Source organism: Nonomuraea sp. NPDC003707 (assembly GCF_053587055.1).
On sequence record NZ_JBSFNK010000007.1, the window covers coordinates 180085 to 198451 of the forward strand.

Genomic DNA, 18367 nt, shown 5'->3' on the forward strand with positions numbered 1-18367 from the left:
GAGAAGTTCGACCGGGACGAGAAGTTCGACCGGGACGAGAAGTTCGACCGGGACGAGAAGTTCGACCGGGACGAGAAGTTCGACCGGGACGAGAAGTTCGACCGGGACGAGAAGCAGCACGACTTCGATCGGGACGAGAAGGACTTCGACGACGAGAAGTTCGATCGGGACGAGAAGTTCGATCGGGACGAGAAGGACTTCGACTCGCACGACCGGGAGAAGAAGGACTTCGACTCGTACGACCAGGATGACTCCTACGACCAGGATGACTCCTACGAGAGCGACGAGAAGAAGGACGACTTCGACCGGGACGAGAAGAAGTTCGACGACCAGAAGAAGCGCGACAGGAAGTTCGACTACGCCGATTACGACGAGCAGGCGTACGACAGCGACCGGTACGAGAAGGATTACGACTCCTACGACCAGGACGAGCAGAACTACGACGAGTCCTACGAATCCGCTCGTGACGAGAAGCAGCGCAACGACGGGTTCGAGAAGAAGAAGAACGACTACGACGACGAGAAGTACGACTCCTTCGACAACGAGAAGAAGAACGACTCTTACGACGACGAGACGTACGACTCCGACGACGACGAAAGGTCTTACGACTCCTTCGACGACGACCGGAACGAGAAGAAGCACGGCAAGAGGCACGACGACAACGACGACGACCACAAGCACCACCACCACTGGGGCTGGCCCTACAAGTGGGACAACACCCACGGTTGGTGGCCTTGGAACGGTGACTGGGGCTACTACTGGCCTTGGGGCGCTCGCTACTGACGGACAGTTTGATTCGGGCTCTCGGGGACGCGTCGCGGCGCGCCCCGGGACCCCACCCCGCCGCACATTCCCACCCCTGTGAACCGATCTCCGCAGCCGGGTGCCAGATCTTCGCACTCAGCGCTTGATGGGAATGTGCGCCCCTCCTCACACTTGTCCGCGCCACTGCTCGCGCAGTCGGACGTGGCAACTCTCCCCCCTGCACAGCCAGGCAAAGGGCGCTGCTCGCGCTGCCGGATGTGCCGCCTTCCAGCCCTTGTACGGTTTGGGCAAGTGCATTCAGATGCCGTGTCCTCCGACGCCGGTTCGGCCGGGCGAAGAATGCTGCTCGCGCAGTCGGACGTGACGTCTTCCGCCCTCTGCGCGCTGAGTGAAGTGCAGCCAGGTGCTACGCCCTCCGAAGCCCGTGTTCGCCTATGGGAAGGACCCTTCTTCCGCAATCGGGCGTGACTCCTTCTGGCCCTCGTGCGCTCGGGAAGGCGCAGTCGGGTGCTATGTCCTCCGCCCTTGTACGGCCCTGGGAAGCTGCTGCTTGAGTAGCCGCATGTGATTCCTTCCGCCCCCTCTGTGTGTGTGCAGTCAGGTGCTATGCCCTTCGACGTTTCTGTGGCCGTGGGAAAGGTGCTGCTGCCCGTGTATTCGGATGTGACGTCTTCTGGCCCCGTGCGGCGGGCGAAGTGCATTCGGGTGCTAAATCTTCCGATCCCTGGCGCGTCTGGGCGGGGAGGGCTCTGTGCGGGCGGGCGGAGGTGTCGTGTAGGCGGGGTGGAGGGTGAGGTTATGTGGTTTGGTGGTGGGCTGTGGCGGCTTGTTCGCCGCGGCGGCCGTACCAGGCGCTCCATACCGCCACCAGCGTCAGCGTGCCGATCAGCAGGGCCGACGACAGGCCCGCCATGATGTCCACCGGGAGCAGGTAGATCAGCGGGATCCGCACCACCGACTCGGTCACCAGGGCCGCGGCCCAGGTCAGCGTCATGACCATGTACACGCGCCGGAACTTCGGGTCCGCCTCGTAGAGCACGTCCCAGCGGGCCGCGGTGGCCGCGTCGTCGGCGCCGAAGCGCTTGGCCATTCCGTACGCCGCGGGGTGGCCCGCCACGCAGGTGGCCACCAGGACGACCGCCATCACGCCGGTGGTGACGGACTTGACGGCGAGCATGAAGCGTTCGTCGCCGGTGAGGAAGGCGAGTGCGAGCCCGAGGCCGAAGATCAGGCACATGAAGGCGGCGAAGCCGTCCAGTCGGCGTTCCCGGATCCCGACGTGGGCGGCGCGCACGAAGCCGGTCAGGGAGGCGCCCAGCAGGGCGAGGTGCTCGTTCACGCCGAGGGCGCGTAAGGCGTAGTACGCGGCGACCGGCGGCAGGACGTCCCACAGGGCGACCTTGATCAGAGAACGGTTCACGTACGGCTCCTTTCGTCGGAGCGCCGGCGGATGTGTCCGTTCGCCCTCTTAATGCGAAGAATTTCGCTTCAAGGTAAACACGGTGGAAGTCCTAATGCAAGAGGTCTCGCGTTAAGGTGGGTGCATGCAACCCGCACGACGGCCCGGTGGCCGCAGCGCGAAGGTCCGCGCGGCCGTCCATGACGCGGTCATCGACCTGTTGCGTGAGGAGGACTGGGACACGCTGAGCATCGCCCGGGTGGCCGAGCGATCAGGTGTTCACCAGGCGACGATCTACCGCCGCTGGGGGACGCTGCCCGCGCTGGTCGACGACGCGGTGACCGAGCAGCTCGCGAAGGGCTCGCCGGTGCCCGACACGGGTTCGCTGCGCGGCGACCTGGAGGCGTACGCGATGCAGGCGGCGGCCGATGTGGCCGGTCCGCTGGGCCACCTGTACGTGCGGGCGGCCCAGGTCAGCACGCGCAGTGAGGACTACCAGACGTTCATGGCGGAGCGGGCTGTGCAGCTCGAGGTCATGCTGACGCGGGCGCGGGAGCGTGGCGAAGATCCGCCTGGGCTGCTGGAGCTCATGGAGGTGGTGCTCGCCCCGATCTACTACCACGCGATCTTCTTCAACCGGCCGATCGGGCCCCAGCACGCCAGGACGTACGTGGACCGGTTGCTCAGGCTGCGGGCCGGTTAGGTGGGCGACTGCCAAGGCTGCGGGCTGCTTGGGCGTGCGTAACCGGCCGGACGGCGCAGGCTGCAGGTTGGCGCAGGCTGCCGGCCGGGTGGTGTGCGTGGGGTGGCTCGGGTGGGGGCTGGGTGGTCAGCGGTCGACGATCTCGTTCTTGCCGATCACCACAACCCCTCCCCTGGTCAGGGCGAACCGGGTGCGGTCGTAGTCGAGGTCGAAGCCGATCCTGGCGCCGTCGGGGATCACGACGTTCTTGTCGATGATCGCCTTGCGGATGACGGCGCCCCGGCCGACCTTGACGTTCTCCATCAGTACGGAGTCCTCCACCAGCGAGTGCGAGTGGAGCACGACCTTGGGCGACAGGATGGACCGGATCGCCGTGCCGCCGGAGACGATCACGCCGGGCGACACCAGCGAGTCGATGGCCCGCCCCACCCGATCGCCGTCGTTGTGCACGAACTTGGCCGGGGGCAGCGGGTCGTGGCCGGTGAAGATCGGCCACTTGTCGTTGTAGAGATTGAAGACGGGGTGCGCCGAGATGAGGTCCATGTGGGCCTCGTAGTACGCGTCGAGCGTCCCCACGTCGCGCCAGTAGCCGCGGTCGCGCTCGCTGGAACCCGGCACGATGTTGTTCTTGAAGTCGTAGACGTCGGCCCCGCCCGACTTGACGAGCATCGGGATGATGTTGCCGCCCAGGTCGTGCTTGCTGGTCGGGTCGAGCGCGTCCTCCCGCAGCGCGTCGATCATCGACTGGGTCTTGAACACGTAGTTGCCCATCGACGCGTACACCTCGTCGGGGGAGTCCGCCAGCCCCACCGCGTCCTTCGGCTTCTCCCTGAACGCCACGATCCTGCGCCCCTGCGGATCGGTCTCGATCACACCGAACTGGTCGGCCAGCGACAGCGGCTGCCTGATCGCCGCCACCGTCACGTCGGCGCCCGAGTCCTCGTGCTGCTCGACCATCTGACGCGGATCCATCCGGTAGATGTGGTCCGCCCCGAACACGATCACGTGCTCGGGCATCTCGTCATAGATCAGGTTCAGGTTCTGGAACAGCGCGTCCGCGGACCCCGAGAACCACCGCGGGCCGAGCCGCTGCTGCGCGGGCACGGGCGTCACGTAGTTGCCGAGCATCGCCGACAGCCGCCAGGTGCGCGAGACGTGCCGGTCAAGACTGTGGTTCTTGTACTGGGTCAGTACGACGATCTTCAAGAAGCCGCCGTTCGCCAGGTTGGACAGGACGAAATCGACGAGCCTGTATATCCCCCCGAACGGCACCGCCGGTTTCGCCCGATCCGCCGTGAGCGGCATGAGCCTCTTGCCCTCTCCACCTGCCAGCACAACCGCAAGCACCCTCCGGGACCTCATGCCCAGGACGCTACCCTCAAATGGCCGATCTATCGACGAATCCCGGCATGGAGACCTCCCTTCGTGTCCAGATTTGTTGCGCAATGGACGTCGGGAGATCGTCGAGCCGCTCAGGTTGACCTCTGCCGCGAAACTCGCTGCTTGTGGTGGCCCGCCGGCCGCGGCCCACCATAAGGTCGTCTCATGCGTGTTGATCTGCTCAGCCGGGAGTACCCGCCCGAGGTGTACGGCGGGGCCGGGGTGCACATGGAATACCTGGCCAGGGAGCTGCGGAAGCTGGCCGACGTACGCGTGCGCTGCTTCGGAGCCGACCGCACCGAGCCCGGCGTCTCGGCCTACCGGGTGCCCGAGGGGCTGGCGGCCGCCAACGCGGCGCTGCAGGTGCTCGGCGTGGACCTGGAGATGGCCGCCGCGTGCGAGGGCGCGGACGTCGTCCACTCGCACACCTGGTACGCCAACTTCGCCGGGCATGTCGCGAAGATGCTGCACGGCATCCCGCACGTGATCACCACGCACAGCCTGGAGCCGCTGCGGCCGTGGAAGGCCGAGCAACTCGGCGGCGGCTACACGATCTCGTCGTGGGCCGAGCGCACCGCCCTGGCGAGCGCGGACGCGGTCATCGCGGTGTCGGAGGGGATGCGCCGCGACGTACTGTCGGCCTACCCCGAGATCCCGCCGGACAGGGTCAGCGTCATCCACAACGGCATCGACACCGTCGAGTACGCCCCCGACCGAGACCTCGACGTGCTGGAGAAGCACGGGGTGGACCCGCACCGCCCGTACGTCGTCTTCGTGGGCCGCATCACCTGGCAGAAGGGCCTGGTCCACCTCCTGCGCGCGGCGCGGTCCTTCGACCGGGACGCCCAGCTCGTGCTGTGTGCGGGCGCGCCGGACACGCCGGAGATCGCGGCGGAGGTCACCGAGCTGGTGCGCGGCCTCGACCGGGACGGGGTGTTCTGGATCCAGGAGATGCTGCCCAAGCCTGAGGTCATCCAGCTGCTGACGCACGCGACGGTGTTCGTGTGCCCGTCGGTGTACGAGCCCATGGGGATCGTGAACCTGGAGGCGATGGCCTGCGAGACGGCCGTGGTGGCGACGGCCACCGGCGGCATCCCCGAGGTGGTGGCCGACGGGGAGACGGGCCTGCTCGTCCCGATCTCTCAGGGCCCTGACGGCACGCCGTACGATCCCGACCGGTTCGCCGCCGACCTGGCCGAGCGCGTCAACGCGCTGCTGCGGGACCCGGCGCGGGCCAAGGCGCTCGGGGTGGCGGGGCGGGCCAGGGCCGTCGAGCACTTCTCCTGGGAACGCATCGCCCACCGCACCATGGATCTTTACGCGACCCTGCGGCCCTGAGGCCCCACGAGGGTTCTCACGGGGCGGTCCCGCCACGGTGGTAGAGGGCCCGGGGGCGACCACACCCTTCGAGCGGGCACCGGGGGCGACGGCAACACTGTGCGAGTGGGGCCGGGCGAGGGGAGCGGGACGCGCCGCCCCTGATCTCACACCAGGCCGCGGCGGCTGGCCTGGGCGCCGGCTTGGAAGCGGGTCTCCGCGTTGAGCTCGTCCAGGAGGTGACGCAGCCGGCGGCGTAGGGTGCGGGGGCTGGTGCCGAGCTGGCGGGCGATGGCGTCGTCCTTGAGCCCGGCCGCGAGCAGCGCCAGGAGCCTGCGGTCCTCCAGGCTGAGCGCCCCGGCCGCAGGGCTGAGGGTACTGGCTGCAGGGCCGAGTGAACCGGCCGCAGTACCGAGCGTCCCCGTAGCAGGGCCGGGCGCACCCGCAGCACGGCCGAGTGTCCCCTGCGCAGGAGTCCCCTCCGCAGGGATGAGCGGTCCGGCCTCAGGGTCGAGGTCGGCGACCGGTGATCCGGGATCGGTCGTCTCCGGCCGCGAATCACCGAGCTCCTGCCACAGCTCCGGCCGTACCGGAAGCGCCTCCCGCCACATCCGCTCGAACAGCTCCACCAACGCCATCACCATGGTGGACCCCGTGATCAGCACGCCGCGCGTCAACGGCGGGTCCATCTGCAGAGGCATGACTGCCCGCCACCGGTCGACGATCGCCATCTTGAACGGCAGCTCCGGCAGGACCCGCGCCTCCTCACCCGCCTTGATGAGGCTGCCCACCTCGTCGAGCGCCCCCGTGTGGTCGAAGGCCTCCGGCACGTAGATGGTCCGGTAGCGGACGCCGCTGCGGAGCAGGCCGGTCTGGAGCGGGTTGTGGTAGTCCAGCACGTACGGCGGCCGGTCGAAGGTCAGCACCTCCTCCTTGGCCTCCTGCTGCAACCGTACGTACCACCGGGCCTGCTCCTCGGGCCCGGCCAGGACCTCCAGCTGACCGCCCTCGTCCATCCCCTGGCCGACGGTGCGGAAGGCGGCCTCCAACTCGTCGGCGGTGTCGGTGAGCCGGTCGAGCTCGCCCTGCATGCCGCGCACCAGCGAGCGGATCGCGGCGCCCGGGTTCGTCGCCGTCCAGCGGGGCGAGCGGCCCCACAGGCGGCTGACCATCCCCTTGGCGCGCAGCCGGCTCAGGGACGACTGGATGCGCCCCGCGCTCTCGCCGCTGCGCCTGACCAGCTCCTGCACGGTGATGCCGGGACTGGCCAGCACCCCGCGGTAGACCCGCTCGTCGAAGGCGCTGATGCCCACGACCTCCAGCGCCCGCCCCTCCTCAAGCATGCCCACGATCTTGGCCAATTCCGGCAGTTGCCGCAATAGGCCACATCAACCACCTTGTCACCAAATTTCACTAACAGTTAGAAATCGGGATGTGCTTCAGAGAACCGCCCTTCTGGGCGTCGTGGTAACGGCCCTGATCGCCGCCGCCACGCCGGCTCAGGCGGCCCCCACCCCCGCCCCCTCCGCCAAGGCGACCACCCAGCCGGACAAGCCGTCCGGACCGCCCACGACGATCACCCTGATCACCGGCGACAAGGTCACCCTCCGCGAGCTCCCCGACAAGCAGACCCAGCTCGACGTCAAGCCCGGCCCCGGCAGGGAGAAGGTCACGTTCGTGCACCGCCGGGGCAAGGACGGGCTCAGCATCGTCCCCACGGACGCGATGCCCCTTCTGGCCGCCGGCCGCCTCGACCCCCGGCTGTTCAACGTCACCCGGCTCGCCGCGCTCGGCTACGACGACGCCGCCAGCCCGGCGCTCCCGCTGATCACGACGTACCCGGACCAGGCCGGCGCCGCCACGCTGCGCGCCGCGGGCGGGCGCCCGCTGCCCGCGATCAACGGCGTCGCGCAGAGCGAGCCCCGCACCGGCGCGGGCACGTTGTGGAAGGCCCTGACCGGGCAGGCCAGGACGGCCGCGGCCGCGCCCGAGAAGATCTGGCTGGACGGCAAGGCCAAGCTCTCCCTCGACGTCAGCGTCCCGCACATCGGGGCGCCCCAGGCCTGGGCGGCCGGCCACACCGGCAAGGACGTGCCCGTCGCGGTCCTCGACTCCGGGTACGACCCCGGCCACCCCGACCTCCAGGGCCTGGTCACCAAGACCCAGAACTTCACCGACGAGCCCGACGTCCGCGACCTCAACGGCCACGGCACCCACGTCGCCGCCACCATCGCCGGCTCCGGCGCCGCCTCGGGCGGCAGGTACAAGGGCGTCGCCCCCGGCGCCAAGCTGCTGATCGGCAAGGTCTGCGTGCAGAGCGGCTTCTGCCCCGACTCGGCCATCATCGAGGCCATGACCTGGGCGGCCGAGAACGGCGCCCGCGTCGCCAACCTCAGCCTCGGCGAGCCTGACTCCATCGGCGTGGACCCCGTGGAGCAGGCCGTCAACAGCCTGTCGGAGAAGTACGGCACGCTGTTCGTCATCGCCTCGGGCAACGACGGCCCTCAGACGGTCGGCTCCCCGAGCACCGCGGACCGCGCGCTCTCCGTCGGCGCCTCCTACCGCGACGACGACACGGTCGCCCAGTTCAGCAGCACGGGCCCGCGCGTGGGCGACGCCGCGGTCAAGCCCGACCTGATCGCGCCGGGCGTGGGGATCGTCGCCGCGCGGGCCGCGGGCACGGGCCTGGGCTCGCCGATCGACGACTCGTACACCGAGCTGAGCGGCACCTCCATGGCCACCCCGCACGTGGCCGGGGCCGCCGCGATCGTCGCAGGGCAGCACCCCGACTGGAAGGCCGACCGGATCAAGTCGGCGCTCATGGCCTCCACCGCGCCCGGTGACGAGCTGGGCGCCTACGTCCAGGGCTCCGGCCGCGTGGACGTCGCCCGCGCCGTCATCCAGCAGATCACCGCCGAGCCCGCCAGCCTGAACCTGGGCGAGATCGAGCTGCCCAGCCCCGCGCCCAGGGAGCAGACGCTCACCTACCGCAACGACGGCGACGCCGCCGTCCGGCTGGACCTCAGCGTGATCGCCAAGGACGGCGAGGGCGCGACGGTGACGCCGTTCAAGCTCGGCGCCCCGGCCGTGGAGGTGCCCGCGCACGGCACCGCCCAGGTCAAGGTGACCGCCCAGCCGGGCCCGATCGGCACGTTCAGCGGCACGGTCATCGCCAGGAACGCCGACGTCACCGTCCGCACCGGCATCGGCATGCGGGTCGAGCCGGAGAAGCGCTCGCTCAAGCTGACCTTCACCGGCACCGACGGGCGGCCCGCGCAGGCCGCGTTCGCCGGCGTGATCGACCTCGAGGCCAAGGAACAGGTCAACTACGACATTGCCGGCGGCACGCTGGACCTCAGGCTCCAGAAGGGCCACCGCTACACCGTCGTCACCCTCATGATGGACAGCGACGGCACCCTGGTGATGGCCGCCGACCCGGAGTTCACGCTCGACGCCGACCGCACCGTCGCCGCCGAGGCCCGCAAGGCGCGCCCGGTGACCGTCCGTACGGAGGAGCCCACCGCGCGGCTGGCCGTCGGCATGCTCGGCATGCTCCAGCTCGCCGAGGGCGTGCAGGCCATGGGCGTGGACGTCGACCTGGCCGGCATGTGGGGCGCGGAGCGCGTCGAGGGCATCAAGGCCATCCCGACGGCCCGCACCGTGAGCAAGAACTTCGCCTTCTACCGGTGGACGCAGTGGGCCAAGCCGAAGGCCGACGGCAGCTATGACGACAGCCCGTACTTCTACCACCTGATGAAGGCCGAGCCGCGCATCCCCGCCGACCCCGGCTACCAGCCGCGCCGCCGCGACCTCGCCGAGGTCACCTCCACGTACGCCACGCAGCACGACGCCAAGTTCGGCGAGCGCTTCGCCCTGCCGGTGCTGTACGGCAAGGAGCTGGCCTGGATGCCGTACGGCCAGGTGTCGCGCTTCTCGCTGCCGTTCCGCAGGACCGAGTACTACACGCCCGCCGACACCGGCTGGTACCCGTCCTTCATCCAGTATCAGACGCCGCCGGACGGCTGGGACGACGTCGACCAGTTCTTCTTCGGCGACATCACCTCCTACCGGGCCGGCACGAAGACCACCGACCGCTGGAACGGCGGCGTCTTCGCGGCCGCGCTCAACCCCGACGGCGACTACAACTGGCGTGACGAGAACCTGGTGCAGTTCTCGGCCGGGCTGTTCGAGGACAGCACGCCGGACCGCGTCTCCTACGGCGACTACATCGCCCCGCAGGCCAAGGTCTACCGCGACGGCAAGGAGATCTACGCCGCCGACTACCTGCCGGGCTCGGTCGACGTGCCCGCCGAGACGAAGGCGAGCGAATACCGCCTGACCATGACCGCCGACCGCGAGGCGAAGCAGACCAAGGTCTCCACCCGGGTCAGCGCCGAGTGGAAGTTCAGGTCGAAGTCGGCCGAGCCGGGCAAGCGCCAGGTGCTGCCGTTGCTGACCGTCAAGATCGCCCCTGAGCTGGACGACCGCAACCGGGCGGCGGTGGGTCTCATGAGCATCCCGCTGAGCGTCCAGCGCCAGGACGGCTCGCCCGACCTGCCGCTGCGCAAGCTCACGGTGGACATCTCCTACGACGACGGCCGCACCTGGCTGCCCACGCTGGTGCACCCGGCGGGCAACGGCACGTGGGCCGCGCAGACGTGGCACCCGGTCAGCGCGCGCGGCGGGTTCGCCTCGCTGCGCCTCAACGCCGCCGACACCGGCGGCAACGGCTTCACCGAGACCGTCATCAGGGCCTACCAGCTCAGATGACGTGAAGGGAGCCCCGTCGCGCCCTGACCGGGCGCGGCGGGGCCCGCGTCACTTGACGCGTTCGAGCACGACGACCGGGATATCGCGGTCGGTCTTCTTCTGGTATTCGTCGTAGTCCGGCCAGGTGCGGGCCATCAGCCGCCAGAGCTCCGGCTTCTCCTCCTTCGAGGCCGTACGCGCGCGGGCCGCGAACTTGTCGGCCTTGACCTGCACCTCCACCTCGGGGTTGGCCAGGATGTTCTTGTACCACTCGGGATGGTCGGGATCCCCGCCCTTGGACGCGACGATCACGTGGTCGTCGCCGTGCTTCTGATAGATGAGAGGCGTCGTGTAAGACCGGCCCGACTTGCGGCCCTTCGTGGTGAGGAGGAGGACGATCGTGTTGTTCCAGTCGTGTCCCTCCTCGCCGTTGGTCTCCTGATAACGCTGTACGTGTTCCTTGCCGTAGAGCATGATCCACAACTACCCATCGAGGGCGTGACCTCACCGTTACTCGCCGGGGTCTGTACGAGAAGTTAACAACCCTGGCAGGATGCATGTGTGTAAGCGCTTACAGTCCAAAGTGGAAGCGCTTACACAACAGGGAGACGCTCGATGGACGTGACCATCTACGAGGTGGCCCAGCGGGCCGGCGTGTCGATCGCGACCGTGTCCCGGGCGCTGCGCGGCACCGGCCCGGTCGCGGCCAGGACGCGCGAGAAGGTGCTCAAGGCGGTCGAGGAGCTCAACTTCACGCCCAGCCGCCTCGGGGTGAGCCTGGCCGAGGGCCGCCACGCCGCCAACGGCATCGTCTTCCCCGACCTCGCCGGCCCCTACTACACCGAGGTCCTGCTCGGCTACGAGGAGGTCGCCTCCGAGCTGGGGCGCTCCGTCGTCATCCTGTCCACCAAGGGGCGCACGCGGGTCAACGACCTGGTCAAGGACCTCGCCGGGCGGGTCGACGGCATGCTGATCTTCGGTCACACCGTCCCCGAGTCGCTGGTGGCCGAGCTGGTGCGGCTCGGCATGCGGCTGGTGTTCATCTCGCGCGACCCGCTGACCGGCGCCGACACGCTGCGCAGCGAGAACCGGACCTCGGCGGGAGAGCTGGCCGCCCACCTGGCCGGGCACGGCTACGAGCGCTTCGCCTTCCTCGGCGCGCCCATGGCCAGCCAGGACGACGTGGACGAGCGCTGGCAGGGCGTGCGGGCGGTGCTCGGCGGCGCGATCGAGGCCGTGGACACGCGCCACTACACCGTCGAGTGCGGCTTCGAGGCCGCCAGGGACCTGCTCAAAGGCAAGGGCAGGCCCGAGGCGATCATCTGCTCCGACGACGAGGTGGCGCTGGGCGCGCTGCTGGCCGCCGAGGAGCTGGGCCTGAGCGTGCCCGGCGACCTGGCCGTGACCGGCTGGGACGACATCATGGCCGCCCGCCACGCCCGCCCGGCGCTGACCACCGTACGCCAGCCCATGCGCGAGCTCGGCGCCCGCGCCGCCCGCGCGCTCGACGAGCTGATCACCCGCGCCCGCGACCTGCCCCGCCACCAGAGCCTGCCCACCGAGCTGGTGGTCCGCTCCAGCTGCGGCGACCACCCCGAGACGTCACCCGAGCCCTGACCGCCGAGCCGGAGATCCGTTCCGGCCGCGGTGACCAACCCCCAGGAGGTAGTCCGTGAACACCACCACCCGGCGCGCCGCGGGAGGCGTGCTGGCCCTCGCGATCCTGGCGGCCGGCTGCGGCCGCAGCGCAGACAGGACTCCTGAGCAGGCACAGAACGTCACGACCGGCAAGATCACGGGGGAGGTCACGGTCTGGGCGATGGGCGAGGAGGGCAAGGCGCTCGGCGCGTTCGTCAAGGACTTCGAGGCCGCCAACCCGGGCGTGAAGGTCAACGTCACGGCCATCGGCTGGGACGTGGCGCACGACAAGATCACCGCGGCCATCGCAGGCAGCGCCACGCCGGACGTGAGCATGGTCGGCTCCACCTGGTCGGGCGAGCTGGCCAAGACCGGCGCGCTGGAGCCGACCCCCGGCAACCTGGTCGACAAGTCCGTGTTCTTCCCCGGCGCCTGGCAGACGGTCGACGTCAACGGCACGGCGTACGGGGTGCCGTGGTACGTCGAGACCCGCGTCCTCTACTACCGCACCGACCAGGCGAAGAAGGCCGGCGTCGAGCCGCCGAAGACGTGGGAGGAGTTCACCGCGTTCGCCAAGGCGCTCAAGGAGAAGGGCGGCGCCAAGAACGGCTTCAACCAGAGCTACACGCAGGGCGCCTCCTGGCAGGAGGTGCTGCCGCTCATCTGGCAGGCGGGCGGCGAGATCGTCAAGGACGGCAAGTACACGTTCGACACCCCTGAGGCGCTCACGGCGCTCAAGCAGTACGCGTCGCTGTTCACCCAGAAGCTCGCCCCCAACGACACCCCGGAGGGCGCCTTCCCGCAGAGCTTCATCAAGGGGGAGGTCGGCGGCTTCTTCTCCGGCCCGTGGATGGTCGGCGTGGTGAACAACGACGGCGGCCCCGGCTTCAAGGACAAGTTCGACGTCGCGCCCTACCCCAAGGGGCCGGTCTCGGCGACCAGCTTCCTCGGCGGGTCCGACATGGTGGTCTTCAAGAAGGCCAAGAACCGCGACGCCGCCTGGAAGTTCATCCAGTGGCTGAGCGAGCCGAAGGTCCAGGCCAAGTGGTACACGACGGTGAAGTCGCTGCCCGCGGTCGCGGCGGCCTGGCAGGAGCCGGAGCTGACCGCCGACAAGCAGCTCGCGGTCTTCGGCGAGCAGCTCAAGGACGCCAAGACGCCGCCGCCGTTCCCGACGTGGGAGCAGGTGGCCAGGGTGCTGGAGACCGAGCTGGAGAAGCTGGCCCGGGGCGCGCAGACGCCCGAGCAGACGCTCAAGGCGATCCAGTCACAGGCCGACACGATCGGCACCGGCCTGTGAACGAGCGGGGCGGCTCTCGCGCGGCGCCGACGCGGGAGGGCCCATGAGCGTGGCGGTCCCCGCCGGCCGGGTGGCGCCGATCAGGCTCAGGGGCACGTTACGCCAGGCCGGCATCGGCTGGATCTTCATCCTGCCGTTCGTGGTGCTGTTCGCGGTCTTCTACCTGGGCCCGCTGCTGGTCGGCATCGGCATGAGCTTCACCGACATGCGCAGCACCGACGTGAGCGACCCGCTCGCCGTCAACGTGGTCGGGGTCGACAACTACCTGCGGCTCATGAACGACGGCGCCATGCGCAAGGCGGCGCTCAACACCGTGGTCTTCGTGGTCACCGCGCTGCCGCTGACCATCGGGCTCGGGCTGGCCGCGGCCGTGCTGCTCAACTCGGGGATCGCCCGGCTGCCGGCCGCGTTCTTCCGGCTCGGCTACTACCTGCCGAACATCACCAGCATCATCGGCATCGCCGTGGCCTGGAAGTTCCTGCTGGAGCCAGAGGCCGGGCTGGTCAACCGGCTGCTGGAGCTGGTGGGCGTCCAGGGCCCCAACTGGCTGCAGAGCACGTCCACCGCCCTGCCGTCGATCATCGTGATGACGGCCTGGCGCAGCTTCGGCTTCAACATGGTCGTGCTGCTGGCCGCGCTGCAGAGCATCCCGAGGGAGCTGTACGAGGCCGCCGAGGTGGACGGTGCCGGACGCTGGGCCCGCTTCCGCGCGGTGACCGTGCCCTCGCTGCGGCCCGTGCTGCTGTTCTGCACCGTCTACAGCTCGGTCGGCTTCATGCAGTTCCTGGAGGAGCCCCTGGTCATGACCAGGGGAGGCCCGCTCGACTCCACGCTGTCGGCCTCGCTGGCCATCTTCGGCCAGTTCGGGGTCGGCAACTACGGCTACGCGGGGGCCGCCTCGTCCGTGCTGTTCGTGGTGATCGTGGCGCTGGCCGTCCTGCAGCTGAGGCTGGGGAGGCGCAGGTGAGCCGGACCCGCCGCCAGCGCGCGGTCGTCTACCTGGGGCTGAGCCTGGGGCTGGCGCTGGTCGCCGGGCCGTTCCTGTGGACGGCGCTCAGCTCGGTCAAGCCGGAGCAGGAGATCAGGCGCGACCCGCCGACGTTCTGGCCGGAGACGTTCACGCTGGACAACTTCGCGGAGCTGTTCCAGCGGGTGAACATCGGCGACGCCTTCGCCAACAGCATGCTCATCGCGCTCGTGCTGGTCGCCACCAACCTGCTGTTCTGCTCCATGGTCGGGTACGCCTTCGCCAAGCTGTCCTTCCGCGGCAAGAACCTCGCCTTCGGCCTGGTGCTGGTGCAGCTCGCGATCCCGGCGATCGTGCTCATGGTGCCGCAGTTCGTGCTGATCGCGAAGCTCGGCATGGTCAACACGTTCATCGGGATCATCCTGCCGACCGTGGTGACGCCGCTCGGCGTGTTCATGATGCGGCAGTTCATCGCCGACCTGCCGGACGAGCTGATCCATGCGGCCAGGGTGGACGGCGCGGGAGAGTTCCGGATCTTCTTCACGATCATCCTGCCGCTGTGCGGGCCGCCGCTGGCCACGTTGGGGCTGATCACGTTCCTCGGCTCGTGGAACAACTTCCTGTGGCCGGCCGTGGTCGCGCAGAGCGAGAACATGTACACCCTCCCGGTCGCGCTCAACATCCTGAACGGGCACGAGGCCACCCACTACAACCTGCTGGTCGCCGGGTCGGTCGTGGTGATCGCGCCGATCCTGTTCCTGTTCGTCTTCCTGCAGCGCTTCTTCATCCAGGGCATCGCCACCACCGGCCTCAAGTAGAGGAGCCCCCCATGCGCAAGACAGTCCTGTCCGGCGTGCTCGTGCTGGCCCTGACGGTGCCGGCCACCCCCGCCCCTGCCCTCGCCGACGCCTCCGCGAACGCCACCCTGCTCCGTTACGCCAAGGACACCTGGCGGTCGATGGCCGCCATGGTGGAGCCGGCCACCGGCCTGCCCGCCGACAAGGTGACCGGCGACCTCGCGACCAGGGCGAAGGTCACCTCGCCCACCAACATCGGCACGTACCTGTGGAGCACTCTCGCCGCCCGCGACCTGCGCCTGATCAGCGGCGGGGACGCCGTCGCCAGGATCGGCCGGGTGATCAAGGCGCTGGAGGGACTTGAGCGGAACACGCCCACCGGCCAGTTCTACAACTGGTACGATCCCGGCACCCTCCAGTTGATCCACACCTGGCCGGAGACCGGCGATCCGGTGCGCCTGTTCGCCTCCAGCGTGGACAACGGCTGGCTGGCCACGGCCCTGATGATGGTCCGCAACGCGACCCCGCAATACTCCGCCCGCGCCAACCGTCTGCTGACCTCCATGAACTTCGCCTCCTACTACGACCCCGCCGCCCGCCCCGACGCGGGCACCGGCCTGATCCGCGGGGGCTTCTGGCCCGAGCCGCCCGACGGCTGCTACGTCGCGAGCGACTACGCCGGCACCGGCACGACCGTCTACTCGACCTGCCACCACTACGGCGCGCCCGCCGAGACCCGCATCGGTCAGTACGTGGGCATCGCGCTCGGCCAGCTCCCGCGCGAGAGCTACTTCGGCCCGTACCGCACCTTCCCCGACAACGGCTGCGACTTCGGCTGGCAGGACCAGAAGCCGGTCGGCTCGTGGAAGAAGTACCTGGGCGTGAACGTCTGGGAGGGCACGTACGCCTACCGAGGCATGCGCTACGTCCCCAACTGGGGCGGCTCCATGTTCGAGGCCCTCATGCCGGACCTCGTGGTCCCCGAGGCGAAGTGGGCGCCCAAGAGCTGGGGCCGCAACCACCCGGTGTTCGTGCGCGCCCAGATCGAGCACGGCATGAACGAGGCCAAGTACGGCTACTGGGGCTTCTCCCCGTCCAACGACCCGCACGGCGGCTACCGCGAGTACGGCGTGGACCCGCTCGGCATGGACGAGCCCGGCTACACCACCGACCGCGAGCGCACCAGCACCGACCCCGGCTACGAGGGCTGCCGCCCGGCCAAGCCGGAGCCCACGGCCTACGGCGACGGCGTCGTGACGCCGCACGCCAGCTTCCTGGCGCTGCCGTACGCGAAGGACGCGGCCATCGACAACCTGGACAAGCTCCGCCGGAACTTCGACGCCTACGGCCCCGGCGGCTTCTACGACGCCGTCGCGGTCCGCTCGGGGGCCGTGTCCAAGTGGTACCTGGCACTCGACCAGGGCATGGTGATGGCCGCCCTGGGCAACGTGCTCACCGGCGGCGACCTGCACCGCTACTTCGCGGGCTCGGGCGTGGAGGCCAAGCTGCGCCCGGTAATGGAAATCGAGGAATGGAACGTCACTTCATGAACATGGCTGCCCACCGCGACTGGCAGGAGCGCATCGGCCAGGAGTCCGGTGCGATCACCCCGGCCTCCCGGCCCGAGCTGCCGGCCCCGACGGGCCTGTCGGCGGTCCCGGGAGCGGGCCACGTGACGCTGACCTGGGACGCCGTGCCCGGGGCCATCGGCTACGTGGTGCACCGGGACGGGGCGCCGGCCACACCGCCGGACGTGGACGTGCCCGCCGTCCCGTCCTGCCGGTACGTGGACACCGGCCACGGAGCGGCGTCCTACCAGGTGGCCGCCGTCGCCGCCGTGGACCACGCCGGCCCGCTGTCCGAGCCCGTCCAGGCCGCCCCGCTCGAAGGGCCGGCAGGGTTGTCGGTCCACGTGGACGCGGCGCGGGTGACCCGCGAGCTGCCGCGCCCGTGGGCGTACATGGTGGGGTCGGAGCACCTGTCGCACCTGCTGAGCACCGACGAGAGCGGCGGCCGGCCCATCGGCGAGGAGCTGGCCGAGGCGCTGCGCGTCATGCGCGACGAGCTCGGCGTCCAGACGGTCAGGGCCCACGCCATCCTCTGCGACGACCTGGGCGTCTACCGCGAGGTCGACGGTCAGGCGGTCTACGACTTCAGCCGCGTGGACGAGGTCTACGACAAGGTCGTGGCGCTGGGCCTGCGGCCGATCGTGGAGCTCAGCTACATGCCGCGCGACCTGGCCGCCGACCCCTCCAGGACCGTCTTCGGCTACGGCGCCGTCGTCTCGCCGCCGAAGGACTTCGAGGCGTGGAGCGACCTGGTCAGGGCGCTCGTGGAGCACCTGGCCGAGCGGTACGGGATCCACGAGCTGATCGACCACTGGGCCTTCGAGGTCTGGAACGAGCCGAACCTGGCCGTCTTCTGGACCGGCACGCCCGAGGAGTACTTCCTGCTCTACGACGTCACCGCCGCGGCCGTGAAGAACGTCCACCCGGACCTGCGCGTCGGCGGGCCCGCCTCGGCGGCCGACGGCTGGGTGGAGGAACTGCTCGCCCACGTCGAGGAGTCGGGCGCGGCGCTCGACTTCGTCTCCAGCCACACCTACGGCAACGCGCCGCTCGACTGGCGTCCCGTCCTGGCCAGGTACGGCGTGGACGTCCCCGTCTGGTGGACCGAATGGGGGCCCACGCCCACCCACTTCCACGGCATCGGCGACGGGCCGTTCGGGGCGGCGTTCCTGCTGCATGGCATGAAGTCGGCCGCCGGCCGGATCGCCGCGCTGTCGCACTGGGTGGCCTCCGACCACTTCGAGGAGCTGGGCCGGCCGCCGCGGCTGTTCCACGGCGGGTTCGGCCTGCTGACGGTCGGCAACCTGCGCAAGCCCCGCTTCCACGCGCTCACCCTGGCCTCCCGGCTGGGCGACGCGGAGCTGGCCGCCACGCTCGACGGCGACGTGGCCGGCGTCGAGGCGTGGGCGGCCCGGCACGAGGACGGCAGGATCGGCGTGCTGGTCTGGAACGGTACCCTCAACCACGCCCAGGCCGACGGCGCCCCCGAGCTCACCCGTACGGTGTCCCTGACCGTCGACGGGCTCGCCGGCGGGGAGTACACGGTCACCCACCACCGCATCGACCGCGACCACTCCAACGTGCAGGCGGCCTGGCAGGCGATGGGCGGCGGCGACTGGCCGGCGGACGAGGAATGGGACAAACTTCGCGCCGCCAACACCCTGGACGAGCTGACCTCTCCGGCCACGGCCGCCGGGAGCACGGTCACGCTCGAGTTCGATCTGCCCATGCCGGGCGTGTCCTTCATCGAGCTGACACCGTAAAGAGCGATACCGTACGGGGCG

13 protein-coding genes and 1 pseudogene are annotated in these 18367 nt (G+C 69.7%); 10 read left to right on the plus strand and 4 right to left on the minus strand.

The window, feature by feature from the left end; translation table 11 throughout:
• Window positions 1-783, plus strand: a pseudogene (locus tag ACWDRB_RS20425) (hypothetical protein); the annotation flags it as partial.
• A gap of 778 nt (window positions 784-1561) precedes the next feature.
• On the opposite strand, the gene ACWDRB_RS20430 reads toward ACWDRB_RS20425, so the two are convergent.
• Window positions 1562-2185, minus strand: a complete 624-nt coding sequence (locus ACWDRB_RS20430; RefSeq protein WP_449895883.1) for a VC0807 family protein — start codon at window positions 2183-2185, stop codon at window positions 1562-1564.
• 124 nt (window positions 2186-2309) lie between these two features.
• On the opposite strand from ACWDRB_RS20430, the gene ACWDRB_RS20435 reads away from it, so the two are divergent.
• Window positions 2310-2867, plus strand: a complete 558-nt coding sequence (locus tag ACWDRB_RS20435; RefSeq protein ID WP_449895885.1) for a TetR/AcrR family transcriptional regulator C-terminal ligand-binding domain-containing protein — start codon at window positions 2310-2312, stop codon at window positions 2865-2867.
• A gap of 126 nt (window positions 2868-2993) precedes the next feature.
• On the opposite strand, the gene glgC is transcribed toward ACWDRB_RS20435, so the two are convergent.
• Complete coding sequence (gene glgC, locus ACWDRB_RS20440; protein ID WP_364260351.1) at window positions 2994-4229, minus strand: glucose-1-phosphate adenylyltransferase; 1236 nt, start codon at window positions 4227-4229, stop codon at window positions 2994-2996.
• A gap of 183 nt (window positions 4230-4412) precedes the next feature.
• Between glgC and glgA the strand changes: the two genes are divergently transcribed.
• Window positions 4413-5585, plus strand: a complete 1173-nt coding sequence (glgA, locus tag ACWDRB_RS20445; protein WP_449895887.1) for a glycogen synthase — start codon at window positions 4413-4415, stop codon at window positions 5583-5585.
• Window positions 5586-5731: 146 nt separating this feature from the next.
• On the opposite strand, the gene ACWDRB_RS20450 is transcribed toward glgA, so the two are convergent.
• Window positions 5732-6907: a TrmB family transcriptional regulator gene (locus ACWDRB_RS20450; protein WP_449895889.1), complete on the minus strand. Its 1176-nt coding sequence runs from the start codon at window positions 6905-6907 to the stop codon at window positions 5732-5734.
• 91 nt (window positions 6908-6998) lie between these two features.
• On the opposite strand from ACWDRB_RS20450, the gene ACWDRB_RS20455 reads away from it, so the two are divergent.
• Window positions 6999-10334: a S8 family serine peptidase gene (locus ACWDRB_RS20455; RefSeq protein WP_449895891.1), complete on the plus strand. Its 3336-nt coding sequence runs from the start codon at window positions 6999-7001 to the stop codon at window positions 10332-10334.
• Window positions 10335-10382: 48 nt separating this feature from the next.
• Here the strand turns inward: ACWDRB_RS20455 and ACWDRB_RS20460 are convergent, their stop codons facing one another.
• Window positions 10383-10787, minus strand: coding sequence for a nitroreductase family deazaflavin-dependent oxidoreductase (locus ACWDRB_RS20460; RefSeq protein ID WP_449896297.1), 405 nt, complete (start codon window positions 10785-10787; stop codon window positions 10383-10385).
• A gap of 141 nt (window positions 10788-10928) precedes the next feature.
• Between ACWDRB_RS20460 and ACWDRB_RS20465 the strand changes: the two genes are divergently transcribed.
• From ACWDRB_RS20465 to ACWDRB_RS20490, 6 genes are read left to right on the plus strand one after another with little or no spacing between them, the layout of a single operon-like run.
• Window positions 10929-11930: a LacI family DNA-binding transcriptional regulator gene (locus ACWDRB_RS20465; RefSeq protein ID WP_449895893.1), complete on the plus strand. Its 1002-nt coding sequence runs from the start codon at window positions 10929-10931 to the stop codon at window positions 11928-11930.
• 55 nt (window positions 11931-11985) lie between these two features.
• Window positions 11986-13251: a sugar ABC transporter substrate-binding protein gene (locus ACWDRB_RS20470; protein WP_449895895.1), complete on the plus strand. Its 1266-nt coding sequence runs from the start codon at window positions 11986-11988 to the stop codon at window positions 13249-13251.
• A 43-nt stretch (window positions 13252-13294) separates the two neighbouring features.
• Entirely contained in the window at window positions 13295-14218 is a 924-nt protein-coding gene (locus ACWDRB_RS20475) for a carbohydrate ABC transporter permease (protein ID WP_397371883.1), read from the plus strand.
• Window positions 14215-15036 (plus strand): carbohydrate ABC transporter permease, encoded by an 822-nt coding sequence (locus tag ACWDRB_RS20480; RefSeq protein WP_449895898.1) that lies wholly within the window; start codon window positions 14215-14217, stop codon window positions 15034-15036. Before ACWDRB_RS20475 ends, ACWDRB_RS20480 begins: the two co-directional genes overlap by 4 nt.
• A gap of 11 nt (window positions 15037-15047) precedes the next feature.
• Complete coding sequence (locus tag ACWDRB_RS20485; protein WP_449895900.1) at window positions 15048-16565, plus strand: glucoamylase family protein; 1518 nt, start codon at window positions 15048-15050, stop codon at window positions 16563-16565.
• Entirely contained in the window at window positions 16562-18346 is a 1785-nt protein-coding gene (locus tag ACWDRB_RS20490) for a GH39 family glycosyl hydrolase (protein ID WP_449895902.1), read from the plus strand. The genes ACWDRB_RS20485 and ACWDRB_RS20490 overlap by 4 nt, the downstream gene beginning before the upstream one ends.
• Window positions 18347-18367: the final 21 nt, after the last annotated feature.

Coding starts and splice junctions, on each gene's coding strand:
- ACWDRB_RS20435 (WP_449895885.1), top strand. CDS start 2,310: ATGCAACCCGCACGACGGCCCGGTGGCCGCAGCGCGAAGGTCCGCGCG.
- ACWDRB_RS20460 (WP_449896297.1), bottom strand. CDS start 10,787: ATGCTCTACGGCAAGGAACACGTACAGCGTTATCAGGAGACCAACGGC.
- ACWDRB_RS20490 (WP_449895902.1), top strand. CDS start 16,562: ATGAACATGGCTGCCCACCGCGACTGGCAGGAGCGCATCGGCCAGGAG.
- ACWDRB_RS20450 (WP_449895889.1), bottom strand. CDS start 6,907: ATGCTTGAGGAGGGGCGGGCGCTGGAGGTCGTGGGCATCAGCGCCTTC.
- ACWDRB_RS20465 (WP_449895893.1), top strand. CDS start 10,929: ATGGACGTGACCATCTACGAGGTGGCCCAGCGGGCCGGCGTGTCGATC.
- ACWDRB_RS20485 (WP_449895900.1), top strand. CDS start 15,048: ATGCGCAAGACAGTCCTGTCCGGCGTGCTCGTGCTGGCCCTGACGGTG.
- glgA (WP_449895887.1), top strand. CDS start 4,413: ATGCGTGTTGATCTGCTCAGCCGGGAGTACCCGCCCGAGGTGTACGGC.
- ACWDRB_RS20475 (WP_397371883.1), top strand. CDS start 13,295: ATGAGCGTGGCGGTCCCCGCCGGCCGGGTGGCGCCGATCAGGCTCAGG.
- glgC (WP_364260351.1), bottom strand. CDS start 4,229: ATGAGGTCCCGGAGGGTGCTTGCGGTTGTGCTGGCAGGTGGAGAGGGC.